This window comes from Gordonibacter sp. An230, assembly GCF_002159915.1.
Classification (GTDB): domain Bacteria; phylum Actinomycetota; class Coriobacteriia; order Coriobacteriales; family Eggerthellaceae; genus Rubneribacter.
Window position 1 is genome coordinate 1 of record NZ_NFJP01000023.1, and the last position, 15,632, is coordinate 15,632.

The window sequence follows — 15,632 nt, forward strand, 5'->3', positions numbered from 1 at the left end:
AGTTGTGTTTAAGAGACTGGTGTGGGGAGGGGGGAACCCAGGGCGCACTGCCGCCGGGAGGCGGCCGGGGAGCCCCCTGAATCTGCGATTTCATCGGTCAAGGCCGCGTTTCCTTTCCTGCCTTTCCAGCAGCTCCAACCCCCTCACAATCCGCTCCTCGATCGTCTCGCGCGATGCGTCAGGCTTGAAGAAGCGCGCTATCTTGCTTCTGGGCATTCGGAAATGCGCGGTCTGGTTGGGCTTGCTCTCCTCCATGATGGACCGAATGAGGGCGGGAGTGAGGGCGCCCTCCTCCGCGCAGCGCCTCATTCTGATCGCCTGCGCATGAGACGGAGTGCTCACCTGCTCCTCAATGGCTCGGTAAAGGGAAAGCTGCTCCGGCTTGGAGAGATAGCTGATTTCCACGGCGGGCCTCATGCCGATCGACCCTTCGTCAACCATATCGAGCAGCTCGGGAAGCAGCTCGGTCAGGCGGATGTAGCGGCGAATCTGACTCGCGCTCTCCCCCGACTCCCTCGCCACGAGGTCCCGCGCCTTGGTTCCGCGCAACTTGTGTTCCGATGGAACACAAGTCAGGTCCGTGCGATGCCCCTGCCGCTTCAGAGCCTCGAGCTTCATCTTGTACGAGAACGCCTTTTCGCTCGGCAGGATCCGCTCGCGCTGCATGTTGGCATCGACCATCGCCACTATTGCCTCGTCGCGGGTCATCTGCCTGACCACCGCAGGCACCTCGGAAAGCCCGGCGCGCTCTGCGGCGCGCTTTCTCCTGTGCCCGCTCACCAGCTCGTAACGACCGTCCTCCTTCGGGCGAACCGTCAGCGGGGTGAGGATTCCGACCGAGGCGACGCTGGCGACGAGGTCGGCCATGTCGTCATCGTCTCTGACGTGGAAGGGATGGTCCGGAAAGGGGTCGATCAGGGAAAGGGGAATGTCCGTCACCTTCTCCCGCAGGGCATCGTCCCTTTCTTCCTGGTCGGTGAACAGCTCATCTACAGACGGCAGATTGAAGGGTATCTCTCTCGCGCGGGGCATCGGCAATCACCTCCTTTGCGAGCGCCGCGTACGCTGCGGCGACTTTTCCCGAGCGGTCGACGGAAAACACGCTCTCGCCGAATGCGGGTGCCTCCGCGGCGCGGGTCGCCATGGGGACGGTCGACTCGAAGACCTTGATCGCCCCGCCGTATTCGGCTCGGATGTTCTCCTCGGTGCGGCGTGCAAGGTTCGTCCTGGCATCAACGAGGGTGATGAGAACGCCTTCGATGGCAAGGTTTGGGTTGATGCGGCGCCTGACGCGTCCTATGGTCTTTATGAGCTGCGTCATTCCTTTTGCAGGCAGGAACTGCGCCTGCACGGGTATGAGCACCCCGTCGGCAGCAGTGAGGGCGTTCACCGTCATCATCCCGAGGGAAGGCGGGCAGTCGATCAGCACATAGTCGTAGCCCCTCTTCGCCTCGTCGAGCCAGGTCTTAAGCGCGTGCTCTCTGCTCATGGCGTTGACGAGCGCCATGTCCGCCGCCGACAGGTCGATGTTCGCGGGCATGAGGTCTACGCCCTCCTTATGCCGGAGAACCCCTTCGAGCGGGGGGAAGGGCTCGTCGAGCATGGATTTCTCCAGGTGCGTGGAGAGGGTAGTTTCGAGCCTGTCGGGGTCCCATCCAAGCGAGGTCGTCAGATCGCCTTGAGGATCCGCGTCGACGAGCAGCACCCTCTTCCCGCGCATGGAGAGTGCTATGCCTAGGCTTGCCGCTGTCGTGCTCTTCCCGGTGCCGCCCTTTTGGTTCGCTATCGCTATCGTTCTGGTTCGCACGGCTTCTTCCCCTTTCCGCGGTGCAGCTTCGGCGCTTGCCTGGAGGGAAGGGGCTCGTCCTGCATCTCCAGATGGTCGTGCACGTACATCATAAGAGCCCTGTTGCCGGGGACGATTCTGGGCACCGCCAGATCGAGCCTCACCTTCGAGAAGGCGGGGAGGTTCTCGTTCGATTCGAGCAGCGACACGACCTCGAATACCCTTCGCCTGTTCAGCGAGAAAGGCGGAGGAGGGGCGGGATCGTAGCCGAACCTCGCCTCGATGCGGACGAGCACGAGGCATTCGCCGTCTTTGGCTGCGATGTCCGCAATGCCGCTTCCCAGGTCGCTGATGTCTGGCAATACGACGCTCATGCCCCTTGATTTGATGAACGCCTCGGTTATTTTTCTGACCTTGTCCTCTGGCTGCAATTTCTCCACGTCTGCTCTCCTCTCTCGGTCGCGCACCTGCTTTTCGTGCTCTGGGCTCGGACTTCACGCTTTGCCGATACGACGCACAAATCGTTATCGGGTGGTCAGAAGAGCGTGTTTCGAATAATCGGCACGAGATTGCTTGGTCTGGACTAATGCGCGCTTGCCTCATCTAGATCCGTTTCGTTTAGCTGTCGCAAAGAACAGGCACGCTGAGCCGTTGCGTTTTATCCAGATCATTTTTGGTTCTAGTTTTTGCTAATCCGCAAGGATGCACGTACCGCTCTCTTGCGACGGCATCGGGGCGGATAAGCTACCCGCCCCTTATGTATGCAGAAAACGAGACTCCGAAACGAGCTTTGCCCGATAAGAAACTTGAAGACAAGCGAACGGTGTTGGGTCGAACCGTTGTCGCAATGCACAGCAAAAGGCATAACGCAGTGAATTACAGTGAAATTCGTCAAAATCTTGCAAGCGCAATATACATATACGATAAGTAAGCCTCTTCGTATAACCGCTGGTAGACTCAATGTTTTCTTCGAAAGAAGGCATTTTCTATCGTAAACATTCATGCTGGGAGAGCATCACGTTCGCAACGTGGGGGTCGTGGGTTCGAATCCCATCATCTCCACCACGGAATCTTGAGGGCCGGAGGATCAGCCTCCGGCCTTTTTGCATGCTGCGATTTCCGTAAGCGCGTCTCTTCGTGCTGGTGGATGATCGGCTCAGAGGGCCGTTCGGATTCGCTTGGCCGCTCCTGTGCGTCTGCCTCGCCCTGTTCTTCGAGGGATATTCGCGATCAGCAAACGGCTTCGTTGTCGCGATGGGCGCGTTAGGACTGCTCGGAGGCCTCGCATCTTCCGCCCCTTCTTTTCCTGCCCCTGAAATCGTTCGCTGATCGTGCGTATCTCGATCGAGGATCGCTTTGCGTGGACGCGGAAGGCGCGTGATCGGTGCGGGCGATAGAAGAAAGACCGAGCAGCACGTTTGGAAAGAAAGGATCGCCAAGTCCGCATGTCGAGCGGCTTCCTACGCGCGAGGGCGTGGCGGGCGAATCGGAAAAGCCCCTTTTCCTGCAGCGCTCTTCACGGGGGGGGGGTCGCGTGGGTCGGCTCTCGCGCATGCGCAGGCGACCGTGCTTTTCGGCGCGTGCCGAGATCGCAGGCGGCTGCAGCCCTTCCGGACCACTTCGGCCTCTCAGATGCTGATTTCGGCCTGATCAGCCCCTCATGCTGCGCTGCTGATCGCGAGGTTCCGACCGCTTCGGCAGAGCCTATTCCCGTCGCGGAGACGAGGGAGGCTCTGCAAGACGCGTGGCGAGCCGGCAATGGGCGAGGGGCCCCATGCGGGACGCCCGACTAGGATTTTCCCCTTGCTTGATCGGGGAATTCCCTGACGCTCGCCAAGGTCGCCGTCTCGACGGAAAGGGCCGTGTATATTTCATGGAGGAGTGACCGCCAGACGAAAGGAGGAGGGCTCATGACGAAGGTCAAGAGAAACAAGGCTGTGCTCTGGGGCGCCTCGCTGTGCGCGTTCGGCCTGGTTGCAGGTCTCGCCGCATGCGCGCCGCAGTCTGCGACCGATGCGGGCGACGATGCGGGCGCGACAAGCAGCGCCAAGCTTCCGCAGCAGGAGGGAACGCCCGAAGCGGACGAGTACGGCGTGGTCACCGCCGAAGCGTGGAAGGACGTCTATCCTTACCAGTACAACTCTTACATGGAGAACGAGGCGAATTCGCCCGATTCGGGCAAGCATGATTACCTAGAGCTGTACCCCGCCTTGAACACGATGTACAAAGGCTACGCGTTCGCGCTGGGATACGACGAGGCGTCCAGCCACGTCTATGCGCTCCAAAGCGTGAAGGAATCACCGCGCACCACGAAGAAAGAGCAGATGGCGAACTGCATCACCTGCAAGACGCCCCAGTTCACGGCGAAGGTCGGCAGCGAGGGCGACGGGGTGTACGCCGAGAAGTTCAACGATATGATCGGTGAGTTCACCGAGCCGATCAGCTGCTACAACTGCCACGAGAACGAGCCTCAGTCGCTGAGCGTGACCGGACAGTACTTCGTGAAGTCGCTCGGGAGCGATTACGGCGAGGCGAGCGAGATCCCCATGGACTCGCAGGTGTGCGGGCAATGCCACAACGAATACTACTTCGATCCCGACACGAAGGTCACCACCAATCCCTACGAGGGTGCCGACGAGATGACTCCCGACGCCATTCTGGCGTACTACGACGAGCGCGGGTACAAGGATTGGGAGCATGCTGATACGCTCGCCCCGATGATCAAGGTACAGCACACCGAGTTCGAGACGATGTACGGCGGCGATAAGGCCCCCATGGCGAAGCAGGGTTACAGCTGCGCCGATTGCCATATGGGTGTCACCGAGGGCGAGGACGGCGAGTACACCTCGCATAACTGGACGAGCCCGCTTGAGAACCAACAGCTCGTCGAGAGCGATTGCAGCTCGTGCCATGACGACCTCGAGAAGAAGGTGAAGGACATTCAGGCGGAGGAAGAGGAGCGCGTGACGTCGATCAGCGAGAAGATCGAGCAGCTGATCAAACAGGTTTCCGAACGCTACGCCGACGAGATCTCCGCCATCAAGGCCGCCAAAGAGGCGGGTGGCGAGGTTCCAGCAGCCTCCGAGGAGCTTCAGAGCCTGTGGACTCTGCAGCGCAACGCCCAGTTCTACTGGGATTTCGTGATGGTGGAGAACAGCGAGGGCGCGCACAACTCCGTGCTGACCCGCGAGACGCTCGACAAGGCCGAGGCCGCGGTCGACGAAGGGCTCGCACTGCTTGCGTAGCTGCTGCCTGAATTGGCGCATGCGCCTGGAGCATTTTCGGTTCAGAGGGCTGCGGGCGGGGCGCGGGTGCTTACTCCCCGCGCCCCGCCCGCGCTTCGCGACGGGCGCGCCCTTCCCCGGCGACGCTGCGTTTGCGCTCGGCGTCCACCGCCTCTTTTCGCAACGCGGTTTCGTCGGTGTGCGCGAAAGGGCGGCCCCTTCGTTAAGCCTTCGGTTCCCTTTGCCCTCCAAGCGAGAAAGAGGGTCGAAAAAGCCGATTCACACGAAAAACGGGGGTGTTTCGGGCTAATTCCCCCCAAATGGGTGATAGGTTTTTTGTCGCTTGAACGCTAGGATGCATGTGGTAAAGTGCTTGTGTTTCCGTTTGGGGCCGATTCGACGGCGCTCGATTTACGGAAGCGAACGGAGATGCAAGCCTGAGAGAAGAAGAGAGGAGGTTAAGAGAGCATGAGCGAAGAGGAGACCAAAGTGGAAGCCGCCACCGAGGCAGCCGCCAACAACGATGCTCCCATGACCGAGGAAGCCGCTCCCAAGAAAACGGGAATGAAGAAGTGGCCGATCGTCGTGGGCGTCGTGGTGGTCGTCTTGATTGCAGCCGGTGCCGGCTTCTGGGTTTGGCATGAGCAGCCGAGCTTCTGCAACGCCATCTGCCATACGCCGATGGATCCGTACCTGCCCACCTACGAGGCGGAGCCGGGCCAGCCGTCCGTCGACAAGTGGGGCAACGAGGTTGCCGACGCGTCCAGCATGATGGCCGCCACGCACCGCGCCCAGGAGGGCACGACCTGCATGGGCTGCCACGTCCCGTCCCTCGGCGAGCAGATCAGCGAGGGCGCCAACTGGATCACGGGCAGCTACGTGTACCCGCTCGAGGAGCGCGACCTCGACCAGCTGACCGAGGCGCGCGGGCTCGAGGGCGAGCAGTTCTGCCTGAACGAGGCCTGCCATAACATGACGCGCGACGATCTCGCGGGCATGACCGAGGACATGGATTACAATCCGCACGTGTCGCAGCACGGCGAGATCGACTGCAGCGAGTGCCACAAGGCGCACCGCGCCTCCGTGGACTACTGCACGCAGTGCCACACCGAGAGCAAGCTGCCCGCCGGCTGGCTGACGAGCGCCGAGGCCAACAAGCTTCAGGGCGCGTAGGCCGCACGGCGCGACTTTTCCGTCTGACGGCGGACGGAGAACCGAATAGCGAGAGGGAGCCCGCCTCAAGCGCGTGAGCGCTTGGACGGGCTCCCTTGTCAAAGACTCGAAGAACGAAATGACCTCAACGGGGCATGCGCCGCGATTTCGACGCACGGCGCGGTCGATGCGATGCGGCTCCGTGGTGAATCTTTGAATTCCGCGCCATTGCGTTCTTCGGAACTTTGCGGTACGTGAAAATGACCGCGAGAGAATCACTCGAGGAGGCGAACGTGAACGCGAAAACGAAGCGGCGCATGGGCGTGGTGACCGGAGTCATCGTCATCGTGCTGATCGTTGTCCTGGCTGTCGTGGCCGGATCCGGTTCGGCGAAGGCGGTGACGGTGGCGGATGCTGCGACCGGCGGCTTTGCTGATCAGAGAATACAGGTGACCGGCAACGTCGTCGAGAATTCGTTTCAAACGAACGACGATGTGCTGACTTTCTCGATCTTCGATCCCGAGGGCGATCCCTCTCAGGAGCTCAAGGTGCGCTACGACGGGGGTGTGTCCGCCACGTTCGGCAACGACGTGACGGCCATCTGCACGGGCAAGATCGGCGAAGACGGCGTGCTCCATGCCAGCGAACTCGTCACGAAGTGCCCGTCGAAGTACGAGAACGCCTCCGAGGCCCTCACGATCGCGCGGCTGCTCGAGTACGGGGAAGAGGTCGCGGGCAAGCCCGTCAAGGTAGCCGGTCAGGTGAAGGCCGGCACGCTCGCTGCGGTGGACTCGGATGAGCGTCTCGTTCTCGTCGACCCCGAGAGCGGGGACGAGCTTTCCGTGCTCTACGACGGGGCGATTCCCGAGGGGGTGTCCGACGGCGCGGGCCTCGTGCTGACCGGCTCGCTCGACGAGCAGGGTAAGTTTGCGGCAACCGATTTGGCCCTCGAAGGATAAGCTCCGCGCGCCTCTTGCATGGTAACGTGACAGGCGGCGGGCCCGTGCCCGCCGCCGTCTGAAAGGATAGAGCGCATGTCAACATTCGGACTGATCGGACTGCTCGTCGCCTTTGCGGGCGTCGCAGTGTCCGTCGTGTGCCTCGTCGCGGGCGCGCTTATGCGCAAGCGCAAGCGCGATCTCGGCGAAACGCTCACGTGGGCGGGGCACGTCGCTGTGTTCCTGTCTTTCGCGGGCCTCACGGCGTGCTGCGGCATTCTCGTGTACTGCTTCATGACCGGCAACATGACCATCGAGTACGTCCTCGACTACCACAGCGACGCCTCGGGCGATCTTGCCTGGCTTTACAAGCTCGCCGGCTTGTGGGCGGGGCGGCAGGGCTCGCTCCTGTTCTGGGCGTGGCTCATCGCCGCCTTCAACGCCGTGGTTGCCGCGCGCAACCTCAAAGGCACCAAACGCCTTGATTCCATGGCGCTTCTTGTGTCGCAGGTCGTGCTCGCAGCGTTCGTGTGCGTCCTCTTGTTCTCCGAGAGCAACATGCCGTTCACGGCCACCGCGGCCAAGTACTTCGACGCTTCGGGCAACCTAACTGCCGCCGCGTCGACGTTTGGCATGAACACGCTGCTCGAGCATTGGGCCATGGCCATCCATCCTCCCACGTTGTTCGTGGGTTACGCCGGTCTCACCATCCCGTTCGCCTACGCCATCGCGGCGCTCATCGTGAACGACTCTTCCAAAGAGTGGGTGGTGCGCTCGCAGCGCTATGCGCTGTTCTCTTGGCTGTTCTTGGGCGTCGGCATCGGCCTCGGTGCCGTGTGGGCCTACGTGGTGCTCGGCTGGGGCGGCTACTGGGGCTGGGATCCCGTCGAGAACGCGAGCCTGCTGTCATGGCTCGTGGGCGTGGCGCTCATCCACAGCTTCACCGTGTACCGCCAGCGCGGCGCGTTCAAGCGCTGGTCGGTCATGTGCGCGTGCCTCACGTTCGCGTTCGTCATCGTGGGCACGTTCATCTCGCGTTCGGGCCTCGTGCAGTCCGTGCACGCCTTCGAGGGCGACAACGTGTCGCTCGTGCTGTTCGGCGGCCTGATCGGCGTATCGGTGCTGGCCGGCATCGTGGGCCTTGCCGTGCGCTGGAGAAGCTTCGGCCCGGTCGCCACAGGCTCAGACGATGTGGAGAGCATGGTGTCGAAGGACGCCGCTTACTACTTCAACAACGTCATCATGGTGGTGTTCACGCTGCTTTTGACGTATCTCACGGTGGCGTCGGCGCTGCCCTCGTGGTTGCCGTTGGGCGGGCAGACCGTCTCCACCGGCACTTACGATGCCATCGCGCGTCCGCTCGGCGTGGTGTACCTGGCCATCCTGGCCGTGTGCCCGCTTCTTTCGTGGAGCAAGACCGAGGGCAAGCAGTTCTGGAAGCGGGCTCGCATCCCCGGCGCCTGCGCGCTCGTGCTCTTTGCGATGCTCATGGTGTACTTCGCGATGTACCTCCTACCCAGCTACAATGCCAATCTCGAGTATTACAGCGGCCTTGCGGTTTCGGGCGACCAATCGGCTTCCGATATGCTGGGCGTCCTCAATCCGTCGTGGTATTACAACGGGCTCGCGGTTGTGGGCTTCCTCGTGGCGAGCTTGCTGTTCTTCAACTCGTTGTTCGTCCTTGGCCGCGCTATCCGCGGCTACCGGAAGGGCCATGGCGGCAACGCGTTTGCGGCCGCATGGGGCATGCTCGTGAATCGAGCGTCCACGTTCGGCGGCTTCGTGGCGCACCTCGGCATGGCGGTCATCCTCGTGGGCCTCATCGGGTCGTCCATGTACGTGACCGAGCGCGTGGGCTACATCGATTACGACGAGGAGACGGACACGGTCGCGGAATCCTTCGCCATCCAGGACTTCACGCTCTCCTATGCCGGAAACTCCGTGAAGCCCCAGGACAACGGTGACGACATCCTCTACACCGTCCGCTTCGACGTGCAGAAGGATGGGCAGCCGCTCGGTACGGTGGAGCCGACCGTGCAGTTGGTTCAGTCCACGCAGCAGCAGAAGCTCGTGGCCAGCGTCATCTCCTTCCCGACTGAGGATCTTTTCGTGGTGTATCGCGGCGTGAACACCGAGGGCGACTTCTCCATGGACGTGAGGGTGAACCCGCTCATCTCGTTCGTGTGGGCGGGATTCTTCCTGCTCATGGCTGGCGTCGTGGTGTCGACGTTCGGACGGCGCGGTGCGAAGCGCAAGCTGGACGAGGAGCCTTCCGAGGGCGGTCTGTCACGTGGGGCTTCGACGGCGAAGGGCGAGGATTCGAGCGTGGTTTTCGAAACCGTCGTCGATGTGGTGACGGCCGACGGCGTGGTTGAGGCTGCCGTCAAAGGCGCCGTCGACGTCGCCCTGGGTTCGGCGCCGGCTGCGGCTGCGTCGAAGGCCGACGAGAAGAAGAGGGAAGAGGCGTAATGCGCCATGGAAGCTGCGGTTGAGCCTGCGATCAGGACGAAGAAGCTCTCGAAGGTGTTCGGCAACCGCAAGGCTGTCGACAACGTGACCATCGAGGTGCCGCAAGGGGCGTTCCTGTCCATCTTCGGTCCGAACGGGGCGGGGAAGACCACGCTTCTGCGCGTGCTGTCCACGCTGTCGCGCGCCACGTCCGGCAAAGCCACGCTCATGGGCGTGGACCTGAAGGAGGAGCCCGACCGAGCGCGCGACCATATCGGGCTCATCTCGCACAACTCGATGCTCTACCCGGACCTCACGGCCGAGCAGAACCTCATGATCTACGCGCGCCTCTACGGGGTGGTCGACCCCGAGGCGCGCGTCATGGAGCTGTTGGAGGCGGTGGAGCTGAAACATCGCCGCCTCGACGTGGTGCGCACGTTCTCGCGCGGCATGACGCAGCGCCTCTCCATCGCCCGCGCGCTCATCCACGATCCTGACGTCGTGTTTCTGGACGAGCCGTACTCGGGCCTCGACCCGCATGCGGTGGAGATATTCGATGAGCTCATCGAGCGGCAGCGCGAGGGCCGCGCGTTCGTCATGGTGAGCCACGACCTGCAGAAGGGCTTCGCCATGTGCACGCACGCGCTCGTGCTGGCGCGCGGCCGCGTGGTGGCGTTCGACCAGAAGGACGCTTTCGACTTCGACGAGTTCGCGGCCCTGTACCGCTCGACCGTCGGCATGGGGGTGGCTTAAGATGGCGGCCGAGAAGGGCGCGACCGTGCGCACGGCGGGCGGCGTGGCGCTCATGAAGCCCTCCACGTTCCAGCAGTACAAGACGCTTTTGCGCAAAGACCTGGAGCAGGAGTTCCGCACGAAGGAGATGCTCACCTCCATGGGCATCTACGCCCTCTTGGTGATCATCGTCTACGGCGCGGCGCTCGCGCAGACCTCGCAGACCACCGACATCCTGCAGATGTCGGGCGGCCTGCTGTGGGCGCTCATCGTGTTCACGTCGCTCCTGGGCCTCAACCGCTCGTTCGCGCACGAGAAGGAGCAGGGCTGCCTCGAGGGCATCCTGCTCGTGCCGATGGACCGCTCGGTGGTGTTCCTGGCGAAGGCGACGTCGAACCTGCTGTTCCTGCTGGTGGTGGAAGTGGTGGCCGTGCCGCTGTTCTACTTCTTCTTCCTGACCACCACCACGCCCTCGGAGAGCTTCTGGCTGCTCGTGGTGCCGCTGCTCGTGGGCACCGTGGGCGTGGCGGGCATCGGCACGCTGCTCTCCACCATCACCATCAACACGCGCGGCAAGGACGTCATGCTGGCCGTGCTGTTCATCCCGCTGATCTTCCCGCTGCTGTACGCCTGCGTGTCCGCCACGACCGCGGCCATTGTGGGGGCGGAGGGGTACGCGGACGTGATGCTGACGTCGCTGGCGCTCGCGGGCGGCTACGACGTGATCATGATCTTGGTTTCATGGGTGCTGTATGATTTCGTGATCAGCGCATAGCGTTGCAGTGGCCTGTCGGTCACCGGAGCCTTGCAGCGCCGCGGGCGCTCCGTTGCGTTTCGCCTTGCCGCTCCTTGGTTCGCTTCCGCAGGGCAAGGCGGACGCGGTCGGGAAGCGCGGCGGCCTGGAACCTCGATGCTTTCCCCGTCGAGAAGGCGGGGGCTGAAATAACTGGACGAGTAGAGAGAAGGGGTGTTCATGACCGAAACGAAGAAGACGCCCAAGCTTCCGGAGGCGGGGCAGTGGCCCGACCGGATCGCGCCGGCGGTGCTCGTGGCGGGCATCGTGCTGTCGACGATCGGCTTCCTGCTGGCGTTTCTGTGGGCCTCTCCCGTGAACGGCGCCGCGGTGAACGGCGTCGAGATGATCGGCGGGCAGATGGTCACGAACGTGCTGCTGCTGTCGCAGAAGATCTTCTACTTCCACATGCCGGTGGCCATCACGTCGTTCGCGGCGCTTGGCTTTGCGGGCTATTATGCGGTTCGCTTTCTTATGACGAAGAATCGCCGCTTCGACACTTGCTCGAAGATTGCGATGGAAGTGGCCCTTTTGTTCGTGGTCTGCACGATGATCACGGGCGATTTGTGGACGAGGTTCGAGTGGGGCGTGTGGTGGACGTGGGATCCGCGCCTGACAACGTACCTCATCCTCATGCTCATCATCATCGCGTACTTCATCCTGCGCAACGCCATCGACGAGCCCGAGCGCCGCGCCACCTACGGGGCCGTGCTCGCCATCATCGCGCTCGTCGACGTGCCCATCTGCTTTATGGTGACGCGCCTCATTCCGTCGAGTATCCACCCGGTGGTGGTGCGCGAGGGCGGCATGTCAGGCGACATGGGCATCACGCTCATGTTCTGCCTGGCTGGCATCGCGATGGTGGGCTTCGCGCTCTACCGCCTCCGCTTCCGCCAGGTGCGCCTGGCGGAGCGCGTGGAGGCTCTGAAGGAGCAGCTGGAGGACTGATCGGTTTCCGCCGTTCTGCCGAACGGCTCGACGCCGCGGCGCCTCGCAGCGCTCCGCCTCGCCGCTTTTGCGCTTTTCCTCACGTGCAGAGCGCGTTCGGCCGCGCAACACGGCGATTCGAGGCACTGCGAGGCGTCTCGTTGACGTATATGTTCGACCTATGAGACAAGAAGGAGAGCAAACCATGAATCCGGTTCTCGTTGAGATTTACAGCACCGTGGCTCCGTCCATGCCGTTCATCATCGGCGCGTATGCGCTCATGTGGGTTGCCATCTTGGTGTACGCGCTCATCATCATGATGGGCTTCAAGAAGGCCGAGAAGCAGATGGCCGTGCTGGAGGAGGCGCTAGCCGAACAGCAGGTCAAATAGCCCCCTCCTTCGCCTCCCAACGTTGCGCGCTCTTATTGGCTGATAGGCCGGGCGGGGGGGGGGCGCTTCCTGCTCTGGATCGAGCGTCGAACCGAGGGTTCCGTTACGGCAAGCGCATGGAACGCTGCCGTTCATGACGTTCGTGCTACAATAGTCGCAGCGATTTTCACGAGGCGCCGCAGGATCGCGGCGCCTCTTCTGTTGTTCGAGAAGAAAGGGTTCCTTGCATGAAGGCTCTCATTCCCGCAGCCGGCCTCGGCACGCGCTTCCTGCCCGCCACGAAGGCCCAGCCCAAGGAGATGCTGCTCGTGGTGGATCGTCCAGCCATCCAGTACGTGGTGGAGGAGGGCTTGGCGTCGGCCGCCGACGAGGTGGTCATCATCAACAGCCGCGAGAAGAAGGCCATCGAGGAGCACTTCTCGCCGAACCCGGAGCTCGTGGCCACGCTGCGCGCCCGCGGCAAGGACCGCTACGCCGACCTCGTGGAGAAGGTGGGCGCCTACAACGTGAGCTACGTGTACCAGGACGAGGCGCTGGGCCTGGGGCATGCCGTGCGCTGCGCGGCCGAGAAGACCGGCGACGAGCCGTTCTACGTGCTTCTGGGCGACGTGCTGGTGCCCGACAACAAGATGCTGCCCCGCATGCAGGAGGTGTCCGACGCGCACGGCGGCGCGAGCGTGATCGCCGTGATGCCGGTGCCGGACGACCAGGTGAGCCGCTTCGGCGTCATCGCGGGCGCAGCCGTGGCCGACGACGTGTGGAAGGTGGACGCGCTCGTGGAGAAGCCGGCGCTCGAGGACGCGCCTTCGAACCTGGCCGTGTTCGGTCGCTACCTGCTCTCGCCACGCGTGATGGAGCTTCTGGCCGACGTGCAGCCCGGCGTGGGCGGCGAGATCCAGCTCACCGACGCGCTCGACGCCGTGCTGCGCGAGGAGGAGATGTACGCGCTCGTCATCGACCCCGCCGACGGCTTCGACACCGGCACCGTGGAAAGCTGGCTTGAGACGAACAATATCTTGTTCCGCCGTCTTTCCGAGCGCTAACCCGGCTTTTCGGAGGATCCGGATGCCTGAGCTCTGCGGGTCTCGGCGCTGCGCCTTTGGGCGCTGCGCCGCCGCGGGCGTGTGACAATGGCGACATGCCGAAGGATCGAAGGCTTGCAGAAGGAGCGCGGGGATGCAGAGGGGTTCGAGAAAAGATCGGCCCGGGGAGAGGGGAGCTCCACCGGGCCACAAGGAGGGGATGGTGCGGTGCCTTGAAGGCACCGGCTCTGCTTTAGGGGAAAAGCAGATGCAAACTGAAAAGGAGGGGAACCTTTCGTTTGCTGAAGCCATTATAAAAGCTGAGGTTGAAAATGATATGTGGCACGCGTGATCGTTTTGTGAATTGGGGTCACTAAAGGCGATTGACGCATGAATTTCAATGCTCATATGGGCGGATTTGCTGCCAGCATTCTGGTTGGGCGAAATTGCAACAATGATCATTTTGCTTCTTGTTGTGCATATGCACATTTTTCGGCAGGGTCGACGCATTCGAAAAAAAGGCATCTCTTCGTCGCGGAAAGCCTTTCCCGGCTATCGCTCGTGCCGCGCCATGGCTCCGGTCGGGATGCACGGGCCGGGGCGTTCCGAAAGCGATGGCGATTCCGCGGGATGCGCAGCTTTTTCGGGTGGGAAGATGGGCTGCCGTTGCAAGATGCGGAACCTTGGGAGGGCTTGTGGCGGTGCGAGGCGTGCGATCTAGCTGCAGGTGGCCAATAACGGCTTTCCCGCCCCGATAGCGCTTCTTGTCGTCCGCGACACGCCGGTCACCACGCCCCGGTCGTTTTGGACGCGCTATTTCGCTGCGGTGTCGTACACGAAGGCCGCGCCCGCCTCCTCGGCCGCTTTGAGCAGTGCGGCAACATGGGCCTGTCCGTACACGAGGTCGTTTTCGTCGGTGCCGCCGAGGTGGATGCGCGGCGCGATGACGCTGGAATCGACGTTGGGCACGACTCCGTTGCCGTGCACCGCCTCGTAAGTGAGGCCGAGCTCCTTCATGAGTTCGCTGCCGGACGGCGCTTGCTCGCACGCGAAGCGCGCGAGCTCTTCGTCGAGCTGTCCTTCGCCGCAGTGCTTCGCGTGCTTTTCGGGCGTGTCGTCGCTTATGCTTGCGAGCGCCTTTTGCCCTTCCGCCCTTCGGTTCCTGCTGCTTTGATGACTCCCGACGAGTTGATGGTATTGCCGCCGGCCGGCGATGCCGCTTCGAGCACGGTGGCTGCTGTGCCGCCGCGCGCTGCGACGATGGCTGCGGTCAGGCCTGCGCCTCAGGCGCCGAGAGCAAGGACGTCGGCCTCCTCGTCCCGGTTTCCCGTGTCCTTCTGCGGCTCGGCATTGCCCGACGGCGCGCATCAGTGGATGCTGAAGGCGCCCGGTCCTGCCGCGATCACGCCCGCTTCCGACAAAAGCTTCCTCCTCGATACCGTTTGCTCCATGGCGAACTCCTCCTCGAATCGCTCTTTTCCGCCGCTTGGGCGGGCCGTTGTGCGCGACTATGGGCGAAAAGGGCTGGACGGCAATCGCATTGATGATGTGAGTGCCTGTGATTCGGAGCTTGCGAGGCGGTTTGCCGACTGGAGGGGGACAGGTTGCGCGTCCGCGCGCTTCGTCGTTTTGGCATCGGTCTCGTTAAGCGCGGCAAGCCCGAGGTTTGCCAGAGCCGGTGCGGTCGCTGAAAGGAGGAAAAAGATCGGCCCGGGGAGAGGGGAGCTCCACCGGGCCACAAGGAGGGGATGATGCGGTGCTTCAGCACCGCTACTGCTTTTTAGGGGAAAGCAGTACAAACTGAAAGGAGGGGAATCTTTCGTTTGCGAGGTCAATTATAGAAGTAACCCTTGAAAAACATGTGATCAGGTCGTGTTCGTCTTGTGTAACGACGTTGGGAGTTCAATGAATGGGCAGGTCGCGCTTGTTGGTAAGGCTGTCGAGGTGCGATTTTGGAATCGGGAGGGGCGACGTGCGTTTCGCTCTCATCCTTGCTGATCGGTTTCCCGCCCCTCTCTCGACCCCTCCCTTTTCCGCGCCCTTTGTCCGTCCGCGGCGTTGCGGGGTGGATTGGCTTGCGAACGTGCTTTCTGCGATGGGGTGGGGGGCGGACGTGCGGGGCCGCATTGCGAAGGACTTCGTTCGGGGGGCTGTCGATTAGGTGGTGTCGCGCGCTTGGTTCGCGCGCCCGCGCGGCGGCGGGTTTTGGTATCATGCGA

15 protein-coding genes are annotated in these 15,632 nt (G+C 62.7%); 10 read left to right on the top strand and 5 right to left on the bottom strand.

The window, feature by feature from the left end; translation table 11 throughout:
- Positions 1 to 90: 90 nt before the first annotated feature.
- The 3 genes from B5F40_RS11490 to B5F40_RS11500 are packed head-to-tail and all read right to left on the bottom strand — an operon-like array spanning position 91 to position 2,226.
- Positions 91 to 1,032 (bottom strand): ParB/RepB/Spo0J family partition protein, encoded by a 942-nt coding sequence (locus B5F40_RS11490; protein ID WP_087194426.1) that lies wholly within the window; start codon positions 1,030 to 1,032, stop codon positions 91 to 93.
- Positions 986 to 1,807: a ParA family protein gene (locus tag B5F40_RS11495; protein WP_087194427.1), complete on the bottom strand. Its 822-nt coding sequence runs from the start codon at positions 1,805 to 1,807 to the stop codon at positions 986 to 988. Before B5F40_RS11495 ends, B5F40_RS11490 begins: the two co-directional genes overlap by 47 nt.
- A complete protein-coding gene (locus B5F40_RS11500; RefSeq protein WP_087194428.1) occupies positions 1,789 to 2,226 on the bottom strand; it encodes a hypothetical protein in 438 nt (145 codons plus the stop codon). The genes B5F40_RS11495 and B5F40_RS11500 overlap by 19 nt, the downstream gene beginning before the upstream one ends.
- A 1,470-nt stretch (positions 2,227 to 3,696) precedes the next feature.
- Here B5F40_RS11500 and B5F40_RS11505 point away from each other — a divergent pair.
- The 10 genes from B5F40_RS11505 (at position 3,697) to B5F40_RS11550 (ending at position 13,765) form a co-directional block, all read left to right on the top strand.
- On the top strand, positions 3,697 to 5,031 hold the full coding sequence (locus B5F40_RS11505) for an ammonia-forming cytochrome c nitrite reductase subunit c552 (RefSeq protein WP_087194429.1): 1,335 nt from the start codon (positions 3,697 to 3,699) through the stop codon (positions 5,029 to 5,031).
- A 447-nt stretch (positions 5,032 to 5,478) separates the two neighbouring features.
- Entirely contained in the window at positions 5,479 to 6,183 is a 705-nt protein-coding gene (cgr1, locus tag B5F40_RS11510) for a cytochrome c-type protein Cgr1 (protein ID WP_087194430.1), read from the top strand.
- 272 nt (positions 6,184 to 6,455) lie between these two features.
- A complete protein-coding gene (locus B5F40_RS11515; RefSeq protein WP_087194431.1) occupies positions 6,456 to 7,121 on the top strand; it encodes a cytochrome c maturation protein CcmE domain-containing protein in 666 nt (221 codons plus the stop codon).
- Positions 7,122 to 7,196: 75 nt separating this feature from the next.
- Positions 7,197 to 9,569: a heme lyase CcmF/NrfE family subunit gene (locus B5F40_RS11520; RefSeq protein ID WP_087194432.1), complete on the top strand. Its 2,373-nt coding sequence runs from the start codon at positions 7,197 to 7,199 to the stop codon at positions 9,567 to 9,569.
- Positions 9,570 to 9,599: 30 nt separating this feature from the next.
- Complete coding sequence (locus B5F40_RS11525; RefSeq protein WP_446718598.1) at positions 9,600 to 10,301, top strand: ABC transporter ATP-binding protein; 702 nt, start codon at positions 9,600 to 9,602, stop codon at positions 10,299 to 10,301.
- Between the two features lies 1 nt (position 10,302).
- Positions 10,303 to 11,055 carry a heme exporter protein CcmB gene (locus B5F40_RS11530; protein ID WP_204217393.1) on the top strand — a complete coding sequence of 251 codons (753 nt, stop codon included), beginning with the start codon at positions 10,303 to 10,305 and terminating at the stop codon, positions 11,053 to 11,055.
- A 198-nt stretch (positions 11,056 to 11,253) separates the two neighbouring features.
- A complete protein-coding gene (locus tag B5F40_RS11535; RefSeq protein ID WP_087194434.1) occupies positions 11,254 to 12,021 on the top strand; it encodes a cytochrome c biogenesis protein in 768 nt (255 codons plus the stop codon).
- A gap of 184 nt (positions 12,022 to 12,205) precedes the next feature.
- Positions 12,206 to 12,391, top strand: a complete 186-nt coding sequence (locus B5F40_RS11540; protein WP_087194435.1) for a hypothetical protein — start codon at positions 12,206 to 12,208, stop codon at positions 12,389 to 12,391.
- A gap of 227 nt (positions 12,392 to 12,618) precedes the next feature.
- Positions 12,619 to 13,434, top strand: coding sequence for a UTP--glucose-1-phosphate uridylyltransferase (locus B5F40_RS11545; protein ID WP_087194436.1), 816 nt, complete (start codon positions 12,619 to 12,621; stop codon positions 13,432 to 13,434).
- A 133-nt stretch (positions 13,435 to 13,567) separates the two neighbouring features.
- Entirely contained in the window at positions 13,568 to 13,765 is a 198-nt protein-coding gene (locus B5F40_RS11550; protein ID WP_087194437.1) for a hypothetical protein, read from the top strand.
- Positions 13,766 to 14,226: 461 nt separating this feature from the next.
- On the opposite strand, the gene B5F40_RS11555 is transcribed toward B5F40_RS11550, so the two are convergent.
- Together B5F40_RS11555 and B5F40_RS16975 are read right to left on the bottom strand one after the other, a co-directional pair.
- Complete coding sequence (locus B5F40_RS11555; protein ID WP_087194438.1) at positions 14,227 to 14,430, bottom strand: hypothetical protein; 204 nt, start codon at positions 14,428 to 14,430, stop codon at positions 14,227 to 14,229.
- 104 nt (positions 14,431 to 14,534) lie between these two features.
- Positions 14,535 to 14,687, bottom strand: a complete 153-nt coding sequence (locus tag B5F40_RS16975; RefSeq protein WP_140396496.1) for an FAD-binding protein — start codon at positions 14,685 to 14,687, stop codon at positions 14,535 to 14,537.
- Positions 14,688 to 15,632 lie beyond the last annotated feature (945 nt).

Excerpts from the sequence above, each read along its gene's own strand:
- cgr1 (WP_087194430.1), top strand. The coding sequence starts at position 5,479 with ATGAGCGAAGAGGAGACCAAAGTGGAAGCCGCCACCGAGGCAGCCGCC.
- B5F40_RS11535 (WP_087194434.1), top strand. The coding sequence starts at position 11,254 with ATGACCGAAACGAAGAAGACGCCCAAGCTTCCGGAGGCGGGGCAGTGG.
- B5F40_RS11550 (WP_087194437.1), top strand. The coding sequence starts at position 13,568 with ATGCAGAGGGGTTCGAGAAAAGATCGGCCCGGGGAGAGGGGAGCTCCA.
- B5F40_RS11555 (WP_087194438.1), bottom strand. The coding sequence starts at position 14,430 with ATGAAGGAGCTCGGCCTCACTTACGAGGCGGTGCACGGCAACGGAGTC.
- B5F40_RS11505 (WP_087194429.1), top strand. The coding sequence starts at position 3,697 with ATGACGAAGGTCAAGAGAAACAAGGCTGTGCTCTGGGGCGCCTCGCTG.
- B5F40_RS11530 (WP_204217393.1), top strand. The coding sequence starts at position 10,303 with ATGGCGGCCGAGAAGGGCGCGACCGTGCGCACGGCGGGCGGCGTGGCG.
- B5F40_RS11520 (WP_087194432.1), top strand. The coding sequence starts at position 7,197 with ATGTCAACATTCGGACTGATCGGACTGCTCGTCGCCTTTGCGGGCGTC.
- B5F40_RS11490 (WP_087194426.1), bottom strand. The coding sequence starts at position 1,032 with ATGCCCCGCGCGAGAGAGATACCCTTCAATCTGCCGTCTGTAGATGAG.
- B5F40_RS11540 (WP_087194435.1), top strand. The coding sequence starts at position 12,206 with ATGAATCCGGTTCTCGTTGAGATTTACAGCACCGTGGCTCCGTCCATG.
- B5F40_RS11545 (WP_087194436.1), top strand. The coding sequence starts at position 12,619 with ATGAAGGCTCTCATTCCCGCAGCCGGCCTCGGCACGCGCTTCCTGCCC.